Annotated in this window: 15 protein-coding genes; 13 read left to right on the top strand and 2 right to left on the bottom strand. The window is 67.4% G+C overall.

Annotated features, from left to right (window positions below):
- Positions 1-54 precede the first annotated feature (54 nt).
- From AB0436_RS23760 to tuf, 5 genes are all read left to right on the top strand, one after another.
- Positions 55-3,954: a DNA-directed RNA polymerase subunit beta' gene (locus AB0436_RS23760; RefSeq protein WP_366469932.1), complete on the top strand. Its 3,900-nt coding sequence runs from the start codon at positions 55-57 to the stop codon at positions 3,952-3,954.
- Positions 3,955-4,282: 328 nt separating this feature from the next.
- Positions 4,283-4,654 carry a 30S ribosomal protein S12 gene (gene rpsL / locus AB0436_RS23755; protein ID WP_003948652.1) on the top strand — a complete coding sequence of 124 codons (372 nt, stop codon included), beginning with the start codon at positions 4,283-4,285 and terminating at the stop codon, positions 4,652-4,654.
- Between the two features lie 2 nt (positions 4,655-4,656).
- The gene (gene rpsG, locus AB0436_RS23750) at positions 4,657-5,127 is read left to right on the top strand and encodes a 30S ribosomal protein S7 (protein WP_365851787.1); all 471 of its coding nucleotides are present in this window, start codon (positions 4,657-4,659) and stop codon (positions 5,125-5,127) included.
- Positions 5,128-5,165: 38 nt separating this feature from the next.
- The gene (gene fusA, locus AB0436_RS23745; RefSeq protein ID WP_366469931.1) at positions 5,166-7,295 is read left to right on the top strand and encodes an elongation factor G; all 2,130 of its coding nucleotides are present in this window, start codon (positions 5,166-5,168) and stop codon (positions 7,293-7,295) included.
- Positions 7,296-7,445: 150 nt separating this feature from the next.
- Entirely contained in the window at positions 7,446-8,639 is a 1,194-nt protein-coding gene (gene tuf, locus AB0436_RS23740; RefSeq protein ID WP_366469930.1) for an elongation factor Tu, read from the top strand.
- A 139-nt stretch (positions 8,640-8,778) separates the two neighbouring features.
- Here tuf and AB0436_RS23735 read toward each other — a convergent pair whose 3' ends face one another.
- Complete coding sequence (locus AB0436_RS23735) at positions 8,779-10,776, bottom strand: PIG-L family deacetylase (protein ID WP_366470045.1); 1,998 nt, start codon at positions 10,774-10,776, stop codon at positions 8,779-8,781.
- A gap of 405 nt (positions 10,777-11,181) precedes the next feature.
- Between AB0436_RS23735 and gdhA the strand changes: the two genes are divergently transcribed.
- Complete coding sequence (gdhA, locus tag AB0436_RS23730; RefSeq protein WP_366470044.1) at positions 11,182-12,573, top strand: NADP-specific glutamate dehydrogenase; 1,392 nt, start codon at positions 11,182-11,184, stop codon at positions 12,571-12,573.
- A gap of 282 nt (positions 12,574-12,855) precedes the next feature.
- On the opposite strand, the gene AB0436_RS23725 is transcribed toward gdhA, so the two are convergent.
- Positions 12,856-13,290 carry an ATP-binding protein gene (locus AB0436_RS23725; RefSeq protein WP_366469929.1) on the bottom strand — a complete coding sequence of 145 codons (435 nt, stop codon included), beginning with the start codon at positions 13,288-13,290 and terminating at the stop codon, positions 12,856-12,858.
- 144 nt (positions 13,291-13,434) lie between these two features.
- Here AB0436_RS23725 and AB0436_RS23720 point away from each other — a divergent pair, with 144 nt between their 5' ends.
- The 7 genes from AB0436_RS23720 to rplB all read left to right on the top strand — a co-directional run bounded on the left by AB0436_RS23720 (position 13,435) and on the right by rplB (position 18,133).
- The gene (locus tag AB0436_RS23720) at positions 13,435-14,307 is read left to right on the top strand and encodes a helix-turn-helix transcriptional regulator (protein WP_366469928.1); all 873 of its coding nucleotides are present in this window, start codon (positions 13,435-13,437) and stop codon (positions 14,305-14,307) included.
- Entirely contained in the window at positions 14,304-14,510 is a 207-nt protein-coding gene (locus AB0436_RS23715; protein ID WP_366469927.1) for a DUF397 domain-containing protein, read from the top strand. Before AB0436_RS23720 ends, AB0436_RS23715 begins: the two co-directional genes overlap by 4 nt.
- Before the next feature lie 799 nt (positions 14,511-15,309).
- Positions 15,310-15,618 carry a 30S ribosomal protein S10 gene (rpsJ, locus tag AB0436_RS23710; protein ID WP_003948644.1) on the top strand — a complete coding sequence of 103 codons (309 nt, stop codon included), beginning with the start codon at positions 15,310-15,312 and terminating at the stop codon, positions 15,616-15,618.
- A gap of 13 nt (positions 15,619-15,631) precedes the next feature.
- Positions 15,632-16,276, top strand: a complete 645-nt coding sequence (gene rplC, locus AB0436_RS23705; protein WP_250299280.1) for a 50S ribosomal protein L3 — start codon at positions 15,632-15,634, stop codon at positions 16,274-16,276.
- Between the two features lie 7 nt (positions 16,277-16,283).
- A complete protein-coding gene (rplD, locus tag AB0436_RS23700) occupies positions 16,284-16,934 on the top strand; it encodes a 50S ribosomal protein L4 (protein WP_366469926.1) in 651 nt (216 codons plus the stop codon).
- On the top strand, positions 16,934-17,257 hold the full coding sequence (gene rplW, locus AB0436_RS23695; protein WP_327295858.1) for a 50S ribosomal protein L23: 324 nt from the start codon (positions 16,934-16,936) through the stop codon (positions 17,255-17,257). The genes rplD and rplW overlap by 1 nt, the downstream gene beginning before the upstream one ends.
- A 39-nt stretch (positions 17,258-17,296) precedes the next feature.
- Positions 17,297-18,133, top strand: a complete 837-nt coding sequence (rplB, locus tag AB0436_RS23690; protein WP_365851770.1) for a 50S ribosomal protein L2 — start codon at positions 17,297-17,299, stop codon at positions 18,131-18,133.
- Positions 18,134-18,135 lie beyond the last annotated feature (2 nt).

The raw sequence follows: 18,135 nt of genomic DNA, 5'->3' as shown, positions 1-18,135 counted from the left end.
TCCCTCGCTGGCGCGAGGAGGGGCTCGAACCCCCGAAAGAGGGATTGACGACAAGTGCTCGACGTCAACTTCTTCGACGAGCTGCGGATTGGCCTCGCCACCGCGGACGACATCCGGACCTGGTCCCACGGCGAAGTGAAGAAGCCGGAGACCATCAACTACCGCACGCTCAAGCCCGAGAAGGACGGACTCTTCTGCGAGAAGATCTTCGGTCCGACCCGGGACTGGGAGTGCTACTGCGGCAAGTACAAGCGTGTCCGCTTCAAGGGCATCATCTGCGAGCGCTGCGGCGTCGAGGTCACTCGCGCCAAGGTGCGTCGTGAGCGGATGGGCCACATCGAGCTGGCCGCGCCCGTCACCCACATCTGGTACTTCAAGGGCGTCCCGTCCCGGCTGGGCTACCTGCTCGACCTGGCGCCGAAGGACCTCGAGAAGGTCATCTACTTCGCCGCATACATGATCACCTTCGTGGACGAGGAGCGCCGGACGCGCGACCTGCCCTCGCTGGAGGCGCACGTCTCCGTCGAGCGTCAGCAGGTCGAGAACCGTCGTGACTCGGACCTCGAGGCCCGCGCCAAGAAGCTCGAGACCGACCTGGCCGAGCTGGAGGCCGAGGGCGCCAAGGCCGACGTGCGCCGCAAGGTGCGCGAAGGCGCCGAGCGTGAGATGAAGCAGCTGCGCGACCGTGCGCAGCGCGAGATCGACCGTCTCGACGAGGTGTGGAGCCGCTTCAAGAACCTCAAGGTCCAGGACCTGGAGGGCGACGAGCTGCTCTACCGCGAGCTGCGTGACCGCTTCGGCACGTACTTCGACGGCTGCATGGGTGCCGCTGCCCTGCAGAAGCGCCTGGAGTCGTTCGACCTCGACGAGGAGGCCGAGCGCCTTCGCGAGATCATCCGCACCGGCAAGGGCCAGAAGAAGACCCGTGCGCTCAAGCGCCTGAAGGTCGTCTCCGCGTTCCTGCAGACGGCCAACAAGCCCAAGGGCATGGTGCTCGACTGCGTGCCGGTCATCCCGCCGGACCTGCGTCCGATGGTGCAGCTGGACGGTGGCCGCTTCGCGACCTCCGACCTGAACGACCTGTACCGCCGGGTGATCAACCGCAACAACCGCCTCAAGCGTCTCCTTGACCTCGGTGCCCCCGAGATCATCGTGAACAACGAGAAGCGGATGCTGCAGGAGGCCGTCGACGCGCTGTTCGACAACGGCCGCCGCGGTCGCCCGGTCACCGGACCCGGTAACCGTCCGCTGAAGTCCCTGAGCGACATGCTCAAGGGCAAGCAGGGCCGTTTCCGTCAGAACCTGCTCGGCAAGCGTGTGGACTACTCCGCGCGTTCCGTGATCGTCGTCGGCCCGCAGCTCAAGCTGCACCAGTGCGGTCTGCCGAAGGCCATGGCGCTGGAGCTCTTCAAGCCGTTCGTGATGAAGCGCCTGGTCGACCTGAACCACGCGCAGAACATCAAGTCGGCCAAGCGCATGGTCGAGCGTGGCCGCACCGTGGTGTACGACGTCCTCGAAGAGGTCATCGCCGAGCACCCGGTGCTGCTGAACCGTGCGCCGACCCTGCACCGTCTGGGCATCCAGGCCTTCGAGCCGCAGCTGGTCGAGGGCAAGGCCATCCAGATCCACCCGCTCGTCTGCACCGCGTTCAACGCGGACTTCGACGGTGACCAGATGGCCGTGCACCTGCCGCTGTCGGCAGAGGCGCAGGCCGAGGCCCGCATCCTGATGCTGTCCTCGAACAACATCCTGAAGCCGGCCGACGGTCGTCCCGTCACCATGCCGACCCAGGACATGGTGCTCGGGCTGTTCTTCCTCACGACCGACGAGGCGGAGCGCAAGGTCATCGGCGAGGGCCGGAGCTTCGGTTCCGCGGCCGAGGCGATCATGGCCTTCGACAACCGCGAGCTGTCGCTGCAGGCGAAGGTCGACATCCGCTTCCCGGTGGGCACCATCCCGCCGCGTGGCTGGGTGCCGCCGGTCGCCGAGCCGGGCGAGCCGGAGTACCAGCCGGGCGACACCTTCCGGCTGCGTACCACGCTGGGCCGCGCGCTCTTCAACGAGCTGCTGCCCGAGGACTACCCGTTCGTCGACTACTCGGTGGGCAAGAAGCAGCTCTCCGAGATCGTCAACGACCTGGCCGAGCGCTACCCCAAGGTCATCGTGGCGGCGACGCTCGACAACCTGAAGGCGGCCGGCTTCCACTGGGCGACCCGTTCCGGCGTGACCGTGGCCGTTTCGGACATCGTCGTCCCGGAGGCCAAGAAGGCCATCGTCCAGGGCTACGAGGCCCAGGACGAGAAGGTCCAGAAGCAGTACGAGCGCGGTCTGATCACCAAGGACGAGCGCACCCAGGAGCTCATCGCGATCTGGACCAAGGCGACCAACGAGGTTGCCGAGGCGATGAACGCGAACTTCCCCAAGACGAACCCCATCTTCATGATGGTTGACTCGGGTGCCCGAGGAAACATGATGCAGATGCGTCAGATCGCCGGTATGCGCGGTCTGGTGTCGAACGCCAAGAACGAGACGATTCCGCGTCCCATCAAGGCGTCGTTCCGTGAGGGTCTGTCCGTCCTGGAGTACTTCATCTCCACCCACGGTGCCCGTAAGGGCCTCGCGGACACCGCCCTGCGTACCGCCGACTCGGGTTACCTGACCCGTCGTCTGGTGGACGTCTCGCAGGACGTGATCATCCGCGAGGAGGACTGCGGCACCGAGCGTGGTCTGAAGCTGAAGATCGCGGTCAAGGGCGAGGACGGTGTGCTCCGCAAGACGGAGGACGTCGAGACCTCGGTCTACGCCCGGATGCTCGCCGAGGACGTCGTCATCGACGGCAAGGTCATCGCGCCGGCCAACGTCGACCTGGGCGATGTCCTGATCGACGCGCTGGTGGGCGCCGGTGTCGAGGAGGTCAAGACCCGCTCGGTCCTGACCTGTGAGTCCGCGGTCGGCACCTGTGCCTTCTGCTACGGACGCTCGCTGGCCACCGGCAAGCTGGTCGACATCGGTGAGGCGGTCGGCATCATCGCCGCCCAGTCCATCGGTGAGCCCGGTACCCAGCTGACGATGCGTACCTTCCACACCGGTGGTGTGGCCGGTGACGACATCACGCAGGGTCTGCCGCGTGTCGTCGAGCTCTTCGAAGCGCGTACGCCCAAGGGTGTCGCGCCGATCTCCGAGGCGGCGGGCACCGTCCGCATCGAGGAGACCGAGAAGACCAAGAAGCTCGTCGTCACTCCGGACGACGGCAGCGAGGAGACGCCGTTCCCGATCTCCAAGCGCGCCCGTCTGCTGGTGGGCGAGGGCGACAGGGTCGAGGTGGGCCAGAAGCTCACCGTGGGTGCCACCAACCCGCACGACGTGCTGCGCATTCTCGGCCAGCGTGCGGTCCAGGTGCACCTGGTCGGCGAAGTCCAGAAGGTCTACAACTCGCAGGGCGTGTCGATCCACGACAAGCACATCGAGATCATCATCCGGCAGATGCTGCGCCGGGTGACGATCATCGAGTCCGGCGACGCGGAGCTGCTGCCGGGCGAGCTCGTCGAGCGCTCGAAGTTCGAGACCGAGAACCGTCGTGTGGTTACGGAAGGCGGCCACCCGGCCTCCGGCCGTCCGCAGCTGATGGGTATCACCAAGGCCTCGCTGGCCACCGAGTCGTGGCTGTCGGCGGCGTCCTTCCAGGAGACCACCAGGGTTCTGACCGACGCGGCGATCAACGCCAAGTCGGACTCCCTGATCGGCCTCAAGGAGAACGTCATCATCGGTAAGCTCATCCCGGCCGGTACGGGTCTCTCCCGTTACCGCAACATCCGGGTGGAGCCCACCGAGGAGGCCAAGGCCGCGATGTACTCGGCCGTCGGCTACGACGACATCGACTACTCGCCGTTCGGCACCGGCTCCGGCCAGGCCGTCCCGCTGGAGGACTACGACTACGGTCCGTACAACCAGTAGAAGCGCGTAGCAGGTCCACTGGGCGGTCACCCCTCGCGGGTGGCCGCCCAGTGGCGTAGCATGGCGTGTTTTCGGGGGCGGCCGGTGGTCGCGGCGGTATCTGTTTTGACCGGAGCCGATGCGATAGGTACGCTCTGACCTTGTGCCTGGGGTGTGCCCTGGCTCCTGTGCGTGTCTTCAACCGCATGACGAGCCGTAAGCAGCCACCGCAATCTGCGCCCTCTCCGTCATCTCGGCGGAAGTCCGCAGTATTCGACACACCCGACCGCGTGGGTCGGAGATGTTCCAGGTTAGTTTCACTACACGGCACACAGAAACCGGAGAAGTAGTGCCTACGATCCAGCAGCTGGTCCGCAAGGGCCGGCAGGACAAGGTCGAGAAGAACAAGACCCCCGCGCTCGAGGGTTCGCCCCAGCGTCGTGGCGTCTGCACCCGCGTCTTCACGACCACCCCGAAGAAGCCCAACTCGGCGCTCCGCAAGGTCGCGCGTGTGCGCCTGACCTCGGGCATCGAGGTCACGGCCTACATCCCGGGTGAGGGACACAACCTGCAGGAGCACTCCATCGTGCTCGTGCGTGGTGGCCGTGTGAAGGACCTGCCCGGTGTTCGCTACAAGATCATCCGCGGTTCGCTCGACACCCAGGGTGTCAAGAACCGCAAGCAGGCCCGCAGCCGCTACGGCGCCAAGAAGGAGAAGTAAGAATGCCTCGTAAGGGCCCTGCCCCGAAGCGCCCGGTCATCATCGACCCGGTCTACGGTTCTCCTCTTGTCACCTCGCTGATCAACAAGATCCTGCTCAACGGCAAGCGTTCCACTGCCGAGCGGATCGTGTACGGCGCCATGGAAGGCCTCCGCGAGAAGACCGGCGCTGACCCGGTCATCACGCTGAAGCGCGCTCTCGAGAACGTCAAGCCGTCCCTCGAGGTCAAGTCCCGCCGTGTCGGTGGCGCCACGTACCAGGTGCCGATCGAGGTCAAGCCCGGCCGCGCCGCCACCCTCTCGCTGCGCTGGATCGTGGGTTACTCCCGCGCCCGTCGTGAGAAGACCATGACCGAGCGCCTCATGAACGAGCTGCTCGACGCCTCCAACGGTCTTGGCGCTGCTGTCAAGAAGCGCGAGGACACCCACAAGATGGCCGAGTCCAACAAGGCCTTCGCGCACTACCGCTGGTAGTCGCTACCCACCTCGAGACCGAGAGAAGATTGAGCCTTATGGCCACCACTTCGCTTGACCTGGCCAAGGTCCGCAATATTGGGATCATGGCCCACATCGACGCGGGCAAGACGACCACCACTGAGCGGATCCTCTTCTACACCGGTGTGAGCTACAAGATCGGTGAAGTCCACGACGGCGCTGCCACGATGGACTGGATGGAGCAGGAGCAGGAGCGCGGCATCACGATCACGTCCGCCGCGACGACCTGCCACTGGCCGCTCAACGATGTCGATCACACGATCAACATCATCGACACCCCGGGTCACGTCGACTTCACCGTCGAGGTGGAGCGTTCGCTCCGCGTCCTCGACGGCGCTGTCACCGTGTTCGACGGTGTGGCGGGCGTCGAGCCGCAGTCCGAGACCGTCTGGCGTCAGGCGGACCGCTACGGCGTGCCGCGCATCTGCTTCGTCAACAAGCTGGACCGTACCGGCGCCGAGTTCCACCGCTGCGTCGACATGATCGTCGACCGCCTCGGTGCGGTGCCGCTGGTCATGCAGCTCCCGATCGGTGCCGAGGCCGACTTCAAGGGCGTCGTCGACCTCGTGACGATGAAGGCCTTTGTCTGGTCCGCCGAGGCGACCAAGGGCGAGATGTACGACATCGTCGACATCCCGGACACCCACACCGAGGCTGCCGACGAGTGGCGCGGCAAGCTGCTCGAAGCCGTTTCGGAGAACGACGACGAGATGATGGAGCTGTACCTCGAGGGCCAGGAGCCCACCGAGGAGCAGCTGCACGCGGCGATCCGCCGTATCACCCTTGCTTCCAAGGGGACCGCGGACTCCGTCACCGTCACTCCCGTCTTCTGCGGTACCGCGTTCAAGAACAAGGGCGTGCAGCCCCTGCTCGACGCGGTCGTCCGCTACCTGCCCTCCCCCCTGGACGTCGAGGCCATCGAGGGCCACGACGTCAAGGACTCCGAGGTCGTCGTCAAGCGCCAGCCGTCCGACGAGGAGCCGTTCTCCGGTCTTGCGTTCAAGATCGCGAGCGACCCGCACCTCGGCAAGCTCACCTTCGTCCGGATTTATTCGGGCCGCCTCGAGGCCGGCACCGCGGTGCTGAACTCGGTCAAGGGCAAGAAGGAGCGCATCGGCAAGATCTACCGCATGCACGCGAACAAGCGTGAGGAGATCGCGTCGGTGGGCGCCGGCGACATCATCGCCGTGATGGGCCTGAAGCAGACCACCACCGGTGAGACGCTGTGCGACGAGAAGAACCCGGTGATCCTGGAGTCCATGGACTTCCCGGCGCCGGTCATCGAGGTCGCGATCGAGCCCAAGTCCAAGGGCGACCAGGAGAAGCTGGGTGTCGCCATCCAGCGCCTCTCGGAGGAGGACCCCTCCTTCCAGGTGCACACCAACGAGGAGACCGGCCAGACCGTCATCGGCGGTATGGGTGAGCTTCACCTCGAGGTGCTCGTCGACCGCATGAAGCGCGAGTTCCGCGTCGAGGCGAACGTCGGCAAGCCGCAGGTCGCCTACCGCGAGACGATCCGCAAGACCGTCGACCGCATCGACTACACGCACAAGAAGCAGACTGGTGGTACCGGCCAGTTCGCGAAGGTGCAGATCGCGATGGAGCCCATCGAGGGCGGCGACGCGTCGTACGAGTTCGTGAACAAGGTCACCGGTGGCCGCATCCCCCGTGAGTACATCCCCTCGGTGGACGCGGGCGCTCAGGAAGCCATGAAGTTCGGCATCCTGGCCGGTTACGAGATGGTGGGTGTCCGCATCACCCTTCTCGACGGTGGCTACCACGAGGTGGACTCCTCGGAGCTCGCCTTCAAGATCGCCGGTTCGCAGGCCTTCAAGGAGGGTGCCCGCAAGGCGTCCCCCGTGCTGCTCGAGCCGATGATGGCCGTCGAGGTCACCACGCCCGAGGACTACATGGGCGATGTCATCGGTGACCTCAACTCCCGCCGTGGCCAGATTCAGGCCATGGAGGAGCGCAGCGGCGCTCGCGTCGTGAAGGGTCTCGTGCCACTCTCGGAGATGTTCGGCTACGTCGGAGACCTCCGCAGCAAGACCTCGGGTCGCGCAAGCTACTCGATGCAGTTCGACTCCTACGCCGAGGTTCCGCGGAACGTCGCCGAGGAGATCATCGCGAAGGCCAAGGGCGAGTAACTCTTCGGAGTTCACGCTTTAGGCTTATTACCGGAGTCACCGGGGCATTCAGTGCAGAATGGATTGAATGCCCCGGGGCCCGGCATCCCAGCAAAGATCACCTGGCGCCGATGAAGCAAGGCGTACAGAACCACTCCACAGGAGGACCCAGTGGCGAAGGCGAAGTTCGAGCGGACTAAGCCGCACGTCAACATCGGCACCATCGGTCACATCGACCACGGTAAGACGACCCTCACGGCCGCCATTACCAAGGTGCTGCACGACGCGTACCCGGACCTGAACGAGGCCTCGGCCTTCGACCAGATCGACAAGGCTCCTGAGGAGCGCCAGCGCGGTATCACGATCTCGATCGCGCACGTCGAGTACCAGACGGAGTCGCGTCACTACGCGCACGTCGACTGCCCCGGTCACGCGGACTACATCAAGAACATGATCACGGGTGCCGCGCAGATGGACGGCGCCATCCTCGTGGTCGCCGCCACCGACGGCCCGATGCCGCAGACCAAGGAGCACGTGCTCCTGGCCCGCCAGGTCGGCGTTCCCTACATCGTTGTCGCGCTGAACAAGGCCGACATGGTGGACGACGAGGAGATCCTGGAGCTCGTCGAGCTCGAGGTCCGTGAGCTCCTCTCCGAGTACGAGTTCCCGGGCGACGACGTTCCGGTCGTCAAGGTCTCGGCGCTCAAGGCGCTCGAGGGCGACAAGGAGTGGGGTGAGTCCGTCCTCAACCTGATGAAGGCTGTCGACGAGGCCATCCCGCAGCCCGAGCGTGACGTCGAGAAGCCGTTCCTGATGCCGATCGAGGACGTCTTCACGATCACCGGTCGTGGCACCGTCGTCACCGGTCGTATCGAGCGCGGTGTCCTCAAGGTCAACGAGACCGTTGACATCGTGGGCATCAAGCAGGAGAAGACCACCACCACGGTCACCGGCATCGAGATGTTCCGCAAGCTGCTCGACGAGGGCCAGGCCGGTGAGAACGTCGGTCTGCTGCTTCGTGGCATCAAGCGCGAGGACGTCGAGCGCGGCCAGGTCATCATCAAGCCCGGTTCGGTCACGCCGCACACCGAGTTCGAGGCCCAGGCCTACATCCTGTCGAAGGACGAGGGTGGCCGTCACACCCCCTTCTTCAACAACTACCGCCCGCAGTTCTACTTCCGTACCACGGACGTAACGGGCGTGGTGACCCTTCCCGAGGGCACCGAGATGGTCATGCCGGGCGACAACACCCTCATGAACGTCTCGCTGATCCAGCCCGTCGCCATGGAAGAGGGCCTGAAGTTCGCCATCCGTGAGGGTGGCCGGACCGTGGGCGCCGGCCAGGTCACCAAGATCCTCAAGTAAGTACGTTCGTACTTGACGGTCTGACCTGGCAGCTCAGCGCATCGCACGAAGCGCTCAGCATCCAGCGCAGAGCATGAAGAGGGCCCCCGGCCCGCCGTTCGCGGCGGACCGGGGGCCCTCTGCGTGGTGCTCCGGGCTCTCACACGGCCCGCACCGGCCGCCACATCCACGGCAGCGCGCCCGGCCCGAGACCGGCGACGGTCGGCTCGCCGTCCCGGCTGCTCGCGACGTGCAGCGCGGTGCCCTGGAGCGGGACCACCCCGGTGCTCCGGACGGTCACCCGTCCGTTCAGCAGCAGCCGGACCCGGCCGCGATCGTCCTTGCCCGGCAGCACCGGAGTCGTGGGCCGGGCGCCGGGCTGCGTACCGCCGAGGTGCACGGCGTCGGTCCGCGCCGAGGCGGGCCGCGGGTAGTACACGTCGATACCGCCGTCCCGGGCGGCGACCGCGGTGGGCGAGTCGCCGGGCAGCGGCAGCCCCGGTTCCGGGTGCAGCGCGAGCCGGCCGCCGGGGGAGCCCTGCGCCCAGTGGTGGACGGTGTCGCGCCCGGCGGCGAAGACATGGACGAGCCCGGCCGTGTCCACCGCCGCGGAGAGGCCGTCCTGTATCTGCTCGCCGCCCAGGTCGCGCCAGTCGCCCCAGTGTCCGGTGGTGTCGCGTACTCGGCTGCTGATGCCCTGGGCCGCGTTGCGTACGAAGAGGTGGACCTGCCCGTCCGCGGCGGTCACGGCGACCGGCACCCCGATCCGGCGGCCCTTGTCCGGTTCGGTCTCGGGATTCCCCAGGCCGGTCCAGGCGCTGAACTTCCCCCCGGGAGCGTTCTGTTGCAGCAGCGCGATCTCCCGGGTGTTGGACGCGCCGTGTCCGGCGAGCGAGTCGAACCGCAGCGCGAACAGCAGTTGCGTCCCGTCGGCGAGTGCCGCCCCGCCCAGGGTGGGCGCCAGCGGTCCGCCGCCCAGGTCGTCCGGTGGGCCCCACTGGCCGCTGCCGGGCGTCGTCTCCCGCCAGCGCACCGCGCGCAGCCCGAGCACCCCGTAGCCGACCAGCCGACCGTCGGCCTCGGCGGTCAGCAGGGGGCGCGGCCCCGGATAGCGGTAGTGGGTCGAGCGGACCCAGCCCTTCTTGTTGGTCAGCGGACGGCCCACGCCCACGTTGTAGTCGCCGCAGCCGCCCGGATTTCCGCACTGCCAGTCGGCACCGCCGCCGTACGGGACCAGATGAGAGGCCTTCTCCAGGAGCACCTTGCGCGACAGGTTCTTCGGCCAGTGCCGGTTGTAGTAGCCCCGGTAGGCCGTGGTGACGAAGGCCGGTATGTCGCCGCCCCCGGCGGTGGCTTCGGCGACCCAGCGGATCAGCGCGGCCCAGCTGAAGGAGGCGGTGGCGGTGTGGTCGGCGTGGTCGGAGTAGCCGACCTGTTCGCTGTCCTTGCGGCGGACCGCGGTCGGGCTGTGCTGGATGTCGGGGTCCGGGTCCATGGTGTGCACGACGGTCGGCCGGTACTGGGTCAGCAGGCCGGTGAGCACGTCCACCAGGGCGTCATAGGTGTACGTTCCCGACGTCTCCAGCGGGGAGCCCTCGGCGACCACGGTCCGCAGATTCAGGCCCCGGTAGGTCCAGAGCGACGGGAGGCCGAGATGTCCTCCGCGGGCGGTGTGCATGGCGAGGTTGAGGAATATCAGCTCGACCCGTCGGCCATTACTGACCAGGGTGTTGATCTCGGCCCGGTGCCCGCCGCGCAGTTCGGTGACGCCCTTGCTCCACGGTGTGAAGACGGGCAGACCGAGCAGGGTGGCGTAGGCCTGGCGCAGTCCCTGGTGGCGGGCCGACGAGTAGGCGGGTTTGTCGGGGCGGGGACGCGGGTGGCCGGCGATCACATTGATGCCGGTCGCCTCGCCCCCCGTGACGTACACGCAGACCAGCGGAGTACCGGATTCCAGCATCCGCTGGGTGTCCGGGTTCATGAAGTACAGGTCGTCGTCGGGATGCGCCAGTATCTGCATCAGCCGTTCGTGCCGGGCTATGGATATCGCCTTGCCCGGCAGGGGATCGGCCGCTTGGGTGCCCCGGCGCGGAGTCTCGGGGACCGAACAGGCGGACAGTGCCAGAGAAGCGGCGCCCGTGCCGAAACCCGCCAGCAGAAGCCGTCGGGTCAGGCCGGATCGAGGTGGCGTGTGCAAGGCGGTGCTCCGTCCGATCCCCCCGCACGGGCCGTCCCGTGCGCTTTCGATCTGCTTGACGGGGAACTTCGGATGGCGGTTGCCTGCGGCCGGTGTGTGGTGTGCCGTGTTACGTCACACGTTCACCACACGCCTGACACGTCTCATTACCCGTCTGTTACCGCAGTCCTCGTGTCTTCCCGCCGCCGTCCGGGCCGAGAACCAGCCCTGCTCCCGGCTCGGCATCTCAAGAGCTGGACGGATCAACGGAGGGCTGCTCGCGGAGTACGTCCGGCAGAGGGCAGACTGGGGCGGCCGACCGCCCGCCGTGCCGCACAACCGGGCAGCCGACGCACGCGCCGGACAGAAAGGGACACCCCTGTGACACTGCCCACCTCGACTTCGCCGACCACTTCTTCGTCGACGGTCTCGAAGTCCTCGCACGACAGGCTCGCTTCGCTGCGCGCCGAGATCGAGCACCGCAACCCGGCCCAGCCCGAGTTCCACCAGGCCGTCCACGAAGTACTCGAGAGCCTGGCGCCGGTGCTGGCCGCCCGCGAGGACTACGCGCAGGCCGCGATCGTCGAGCGGCTCTGCGAGCCGGAGCGGCAGATCCTCTTCCGGGTGCCCTGGCAGGACGACCGGGGGAAGGTGCACGTCAACCGCGGCTTCCGGGTGGAGTTCAACAGCGCGCTGGGCCCCTACAAGGGCGGCCTGCGCTTCCACCCCAGCGTCAATCTGGGCATCGTGAAGTTCCTCGGTTTCGAGCAGATCTTCAAGAACGCGCTGACCGGCCTCGGCATCGGCGGCGGCAAGGGCGGCAGTGACTTCGACCCGCACGGCCGCTCCGACTCGGAGGTCATGCGCTTCTGCCAGTCCTTCATGACCGAGTTGCAGCGCCACATCGGCGAGCACACCGACGTACCGGCCGGCGACATCGGCGTCGGCGGCCGGGAGATCGGCTACCTGTTCGGCCAGTACCGCCGCATCACCAACCGCTGGGAAGCCGGCGTCCTCACCGGCAAGGGCTCCTCGTGGGGCGGCTCCGCGATCCGCCCCGAGGCGACCGGCTACGGCAACGTGTACTTCGCCGCCGAGATGCTGCACCGGCGCGGTGAGGACGTACAGGGCCAAACCGCCGTCGTGTCCGGTTCCGGCAACGTCGCCATCTACACCATCGAGAAGCTCAAGGCCCTCGGCGCGAACCCACTGACCTGCTCGGACTCCGGCGGTTACGTGGTGGACGACAAGGGCATCGACGTCGACCTTCTCAAGCAGATCAAGGAGGTCGAGCGCGGCCGGATCAGCGAGTACGCGACCCGGCGCGGCGGCTCGGCCCGTTACGTCGCCGGCGGCAGCGTCTGGGACGTACCCGCGGACATCGCGCTCCCCTCGGCCACCCAGAACGAACTCGGCGCCGACGCCGCCACCACCCTGATCCGCAACGGCGTCAAGGCGGTCTCCGAGGGCGCCAACATGCCGACCACCCCCGACGCGGTCCACCTGCTGACCGCGGCGGGCGTGGCCTTCGGCCCCGGCAAGGCCGCCAACGCGGGCGGCGTCGCGGTCAGCGCCCTGGAGATGTCGCAGAACGCGGCCCGCGACACCTGGACGCCCGCCCGCGTCGAGGAGGAGCTCCTGCGCATCATGCGCGACATCCACCACACCTGCTACGAAACCGCCGAACGCTACGGCGCCCCCGGCGACTACGTGACCGGCGCCAACATCGCCGGCTTCGAGCGGGTCGCGGACGCGATGCTGGCGCAGGGCGTCATCTGACGCAGACCCGGCGCCCGGGTCGGCCCGGGCGCCGGAACACCTCCGGACCACCGGGCTGCGGTCGTACGGGTCAGCGGCGGGCCCGCTCGGCGCCCGTCCCGCTCATCCGGGCCTGCCGTAGCGACCCCCATCCCCTGCGGACGGCCATCCACGCTGTCAGTGCCGCGGTGGACGCGTACAGCGGGGGTGAGGCGGCGGATGTCGTGCCACCGTGTTTACGTCGCGTGAGGCCGGGTCGCGGCGCACCGGATCGTGGACTCCCGCGATCCGGTGGGAGCGGCGTCACGGCAGGAGATCGAGCTCCGCCCAGACCGTTTTACGGGGTACCGGCCCGTGCTCGACGCCCCACCGGTCGGCGTACGCCTCGACGATCAGCAGCCCCCGCCCGCGCTCCGCGTCACCGCCCGGCGGGACCGCCGTACCGGGGCCGGGCGGAAGGCGCTCGCCCCGGGCGTCGCTCACCTCGATCCGCAGCACATCGCCGCGCACGGTGAGGCTCAGTCGGAAGTCCCGTCCCGGTACGCGTCCGTGCACCGTGGCGTTGCTCGCCAGTTCGGCGACGATCTGCGCGGCTGACGCCGAGGGGAGTCCCCAGTGGAGCAGGTGCGCGGTGGTGAGAAAGCGGGCGAGCCTGGCGCCCCGGCGGGTGGGGGAGAGCAGCACGGTGAACTGCCGGGTGGGAGCGGAATGTTCGGTTCGGGTGATTTCTCGGTTCACGTCACTCAGCGTGGCCGGATGTGTCTACGCTGAGAAGTACTTGAGCGCGTACGGAGAGTGACTGTCCAGGGATGGTCCGGGCCTGTCCATCCAGTACGGCGTCGAGCGCGAAGCGGTACGGGCACGGGTGGAGGCGGGTGGCGCATGGCGGGCGAGGGCGGCCAGGAGTACACGGCGGACGGCGGGGACGACGCGGACCGGGACGTCGAGCTGGAGGACGACTCGGGCGCGGTGATCGCGACGGTCGGCCGGCAGATCCGGCTCTGGCGTGAATCGGCGGGCTTGCGCGCGGCGGAGCTGGGCGCGGCCATCGGGTACGGGGAGAACCAGGTCTACAAGGTGGAGGCCGGGAAACGGATCCCGAAACCGGAGTTCCTGGACCGGGCGGACGAGGTGCTCGGCGCGGGCGGCAAGCTCGCCGCGATGAAGAAGGATGTGGCGGAGGCCAGGTATCCGAAGAAGGTACGGGACCTGGCGAAGCTGGAGCGGGACGCGGTCGAACTGGGCGCGTACGGCAATCACAACGTGCACGGCCTCCTGCAGACCGAAGAGTACGCACGGGCACTCTTCGAAATGCGGCGGCCGTCGTTCGCACCGGAGGAGATCGAGCGGCACGTGGCAGCTCGGATGGGTCGGCAGGAGATCTTCGAGCGGCAGCCCTTGACCATGCTGACATTTGTCCAGGAAGAAGTGACGATCAAGCGCCCACTCGGGGGCAGAATGGTTGCACGACGACAGCTCGAACGCCTGTTGGAGGTCGGTCAGTTGCGGAACGTCGAGATCCAGGTGATGCCGACGGACCGGGAGGACCACGCCGGCATGGGTGGTCAGCTCCAACTGTTGAAGTTCGACGACGGCACGGCGGTGGGGCACTGGGAAGGCCAGTTGTCCAACCGCCTGATCTCCGACCCCAAGGAGGTCCGGATCATCGAGCTGCGGTACGGAATCATCCGGGCTCAGGCTCTCACCCCACGGGAGTCCCTGACCTTCATCGAGAAAGCGCTGGGAGAGACATGACCCGCAAGACCTCGGTCGGAGACAACACCGCGCTGGAGTGGATCAAGAGCAGCTACAGCAGCAACGACGGCCCTGAGTGCGTCGAGGTTGCGGCGGTCATCGGCACCGTCCGCGTCCGTGACTCCAAGAACGTGCTGGGGCCGCAACTCGGCTTCACATCCGACGCATGGACGGACTTCGTGACGTACGCGTCCGGTGAGTGATCCTGAGCACGCACGCCCCGAGCCTGGTCGGTCCAGGCGTCGGGGCGCGTTGCTGTCAGACCCGAGTCGAGGCAGGCCAAGCCGCCGCATCGTTCTCCACCATGGGCGTTGTGCGGGCCGAGGACCAGGGGCCGCACCGTGAGTGAGGGCCATTCCGGTGGGCCGATACGGATGGGGCCGGTGGCCCTCCGCCGCTATCTCGCCGGGGGCCAGGCGGCGTCACCGCCCGCACGCTGGGCGCCGTCCAGATGGCCCTGCTCACCTGACTGATGGCGCAGTGGCTGACCGACCCCGGCCAGGCCCCTGCCGGCGCCGACATCGTGGCCGGCCTGCGCGCGCCGGCCGGCATCGTCGGACCCGGTCGTTCCTGAGAAGTCGCCGGCCGGCGACCGCCTGCGTTTGACCCGAGGATCGCGAGGAGTAGGATCTCCGGCCCCGATTGGCCAGGGCCAGGTCCGCTATGGCAGACTATCGGGGTTGCTCGGTTGAGTGCCGATGCTGCGCGCCTCCCGTCGGGAGGACTGGAAGCAAGTCCCACAGTACTCGTCGTCCCAACTGCCGTAAGGCAGCGCTGGGGCGGACGTACGGGAATCTTCCGGGAAGCGTCAGCGGGGTACCGGCCAGGCGCCCGGTGGGTGTTTTCCCCCGGCTCGCGGTCACGGCCCGCACCCCTTGGTTGGGAAATCCTTCGGGAGATCTACGAAGAGGGAATGCGACACGCCCGACCGCGTGGGTCGGAGAAGAACGCAGTACCCGCCGGGTCCCAGAGCGTTACGAGAGACAGGACTACTGAGTAGCCATGGCGGGACAGAAGATCCGCATCCGGCTCAAGGCCTACGACCACGAGGTCATCGACTCTTCGGCCAAGAAGATCGTCGAGACGGTGACGCGCACTGGTGCGTCGGTCGCAGGCCCGGTGCCGCTGCCCACTGAGAAGAACGTGTACTGCGTCATCAAGTCGCCGCACAAGTACAAGGACTCGCGCGAGCACTTCGAGATGCGCACGCACAAGCGCCTCATCGACATCCTCGACCCCACGCCGAAGACGGTTGACTCGCTGATGCGTCTCGACCTGCCGGCCGGCGTCGACATCGAGATCAAGCTCTGAGGTGACGCGCGAGATGACCAAGAACATCAAGGGCGTCCTGGGCGAGAAGCTCGGCATGACCCAGGTCTGGGACGAGAACAACCGGGTCGTCCCGGTGACCGTCGTCAAGGCCGGGCCGTGCGTCGTGACGCAGGTCCGTACGAACGACATCGACGGCTATGAGTCGGTCCAGATCGCCTTCGGCGAGATCGACCCGCGCAAGGTGAACAAGCCCCTCAAGGGCCACTTCGCCAAGGCCGACGTGACTCCGCGCCGCCACCTGGTGGAGCTCCGCACCCCTGACGCCAGCGAGTACACGCTGGGCCAGGAGATCACTGCTCAGGTGTTCGAGTCCGGCATCAAGGTTGATGTCACGGGCAAGAGCAAGGGCAAGGGCTTCGCCGGTGTCATGAAGCGCCACAACTTCAAGGGTGGCAAGGCTTCCCACGGTGCCCACCGCGTGCACCGCAAGCCTGGCTCCATCGGTGGCTGTGCCACCCCGGGCCGTGTCTTCAAGGGCATGCGCATGGCGGGCCGCATGGGCAACGAGCGGGTCACCACCCAGAACCTGACCGTCCACGCCGTTGACGCGGAGAAGGGTCTGCTGCTCATCAAGGGCGCGGTCCCCGGTCCGAACGGCGGCCTCGTCCTGGTCCGTACCGCGGCCAAGGGGGCTTGAGGAACCGATGAGCACCATTGACATCCTTTCGCCGGCAGGCGACAAGGCCGGGACCGTCGAACTCCCCTCGGAGATCTTCGACGCCAAGGTCAGCATCCCGCTGATCCACCAGGTCGTTGTCGCACAGCTGGCCGCGGCCCGACAGGGCACGCACAAGACCAAGACCCGCGGTGAAGTCCGTGGTGGCGGTAAGAAGCCTTACCGTCAGAAGGGCACCGGCCGCGCGCGCCAGGGTTCGACCCGTGCGCCGCAGTTCGCCGGCGGTGGCGTCGTCCACGGCCCGCAGCCGCGTGACTACTCGCAGCGGACCCCGAAGAAGATGAAGGCCGCCGCGCTGCGCGGTGCCCTCACCGACCGGGCCCGCAACGCTCGCATCCACGTCGTCTCCGGCGTGGTCGAGGGCGCAGTGTCCACGAAGGCCGCCAAGTCCCTGCTGGGCAAGGTCAGCGAGCGCAAGCACGTGCTCCTGGTCGCCGAGCGTTCGGACGAGGCCGCGTGGCTCTCCGCCCGCAACCTGCCCCAGGTGCACATCCTGGAGCCGGGCCAGCTGAACACGTACGACGTGCTCGTCTCCGACGACGTGGTCTTCACCAAGGCCGCCCTCGAGTCCTTCGTGTCTGGCCCCAAGGCCGCTGAGACCGAAGGGAGCGACGTCTGATGGCTGAGGCGACCGTTACCAGCAAGACCTTCACGGACCCGCGCGACGTCCTCGTCAAGCCGGTTGTTTCCGAGAAGAGCTACGCGCTGCTCGACGAGAACAAGTACACGTTCATCGTCGCGCCGGGCTCCAACAAGACCCAGATCAAGCAGGCCGTGGAAGCGGTCTTCTCGGTCAAGGTCACCGGAGTCAACACGATCAACCGCCAGGGCAAGCGCAAGCGCACCCGCACCGGGTTCGGAAAGCGCGCTGACACCAAGCGCGCCATCGTGACCCTTGCCGAGGGCGACCGTATCGACATCTTCGGCGGCCCGGTCTCCTAACGGAGTCCGAGTCGTCCGGAATCGGACGAGGACTGAGAAATGGGTATCCGCAAGTACAAGCCGACGACCCCGGGCCGTCGTGGCTCCAGCGTCGCCGACTTTGTCGAGATCACGCGGTCCACGCCGGAGAAGTCGCTGGTTCGCCCTCTGCACAGCAAGGGCGGCCGTAACAACACCGGCCGGATCACCGTTCGCCACCAGGGCGGCGGACACAAGCGCGCCTTCCGCGTGATCGACTTCCGTCGTCACGACAAGGACGGCGTGCCGGCCAAGGTCGCGCACATCGAGTACGACCCGAACCGCACCGCGCGCATCGCGCTGCTGCACTACGCAGACGGCGAGAAGCGCTACATCCTCGCCCCGGCCAAGCTGGGCCAGGGCGACAGGGTGGAGAACGGCGCGGGCGCCGACATCAAGCCCGGCAACAACCTGCCGCTGCGCAACATCCCGGTCGGTACCACGCTGCACGCGATCGAGATGCGTCCCGGTGGCGGAGCGAAGATCGCCCGTTCCGCGGGTGCTTCGGTCCAGCTGCTCGCGAAGGAAGGCGCCATGGCGCACCTTCGCATGCCGTCCGGTGAGGTCCGCCTGGTCGACATCCGCTGCCGCGCCACCATCGGCGAGGTCGGCAATGCCGAGCAGTCGAACATCAACTGGGGCAAGGCCGGCCGTATGCGCTGGAAGGGCGTTCGCCCCTCCGTCCGCGGTGTCGCGATGAACCCGGTCGACCACCCGCACGGTGGTGGTGAGGGCAAGACTTCAGGTGGTCGCCACCCGGTCAGCCCGTGGGGTCAGAAGGAGGGTCGTACTCGCTCGCCGAAGAAGGCTTCGAGCAAGTACATCGTCCGCCGCCGCAAGTCGAACAAGAAGCGCTAGGA

This window comes from Streptomyces sp. NPDC051322, from assembly GCF_040689485.1.
Taxonomy (GTDB): Bacteria; Actinomycetota; Actinomycetes; order Streptomycetales; family Streptomycetaceae; genus Streptomyces.
The sequence above is the reverse complement of the archived record's forward strand: the minus strand, read 5'-3'. Positions and strand labels throughout refer to the sequence as shown.

Coding starts and splice junctions, on each gene's coding strand:
- rpsG (WP_365851787.1), top strand. CDS start 4,657: ATGCCTCGTAAGGGCCCTGCCCCGAAGCGCCCGGTCATCATCGACCCG.
- fusA (WP_366469931.1), top strand. CDS start 5,166: ATGGCCACCACTTCGCTTGACCTGGCCAAGGTCCGCAATATTGGGATC.
- AB0436_RS23720 (WP_366469928.1), top strand. CDS start 13,435: ATGGCGGGCGAGGGCGGCCAGGAGTACACGGCGGACGGCGGGGACGAC.
- AB0436_RS23715 (WP_366469927.1), top strand. CDS start 14,304: ATGACCCGCAAGACCTCGGTCGGAGACAACACCGCGCTGGAGTGGATC.
- rpsJ (WP_003948644.1), top strand. CDS start 15,310: ATGGCGGGACAGAAGATCCGCATCCGGCTCAAGGCCTACGACCACGAG.
- rplC (WP_250299280.1), top strand. CDS start 15,632: ATGACCAAGAACATCAAGGGCGTCCTGGGCGAGAAGCTCGGCATGACC.
- rplD (WP_366469926.1), top strand. CDS start 16,284: ATGAGCACCATTGACATCCTTTCGCCGGCAGGCGACAAGGCCGGGACC.
- rplW (WP_327295858.1), top strand. CDS start 16,934: ATGGCTGAGGCGACCGTTACCAGCAAGACCTTCACGGACCCGCGCGAC.
- rplB (WP_365851770.1), top strand. CDS start 17,297: ATGGGTATCCGCAAGTACAAGCCGACGACCCCGGGCCGTCGTGGCTCC.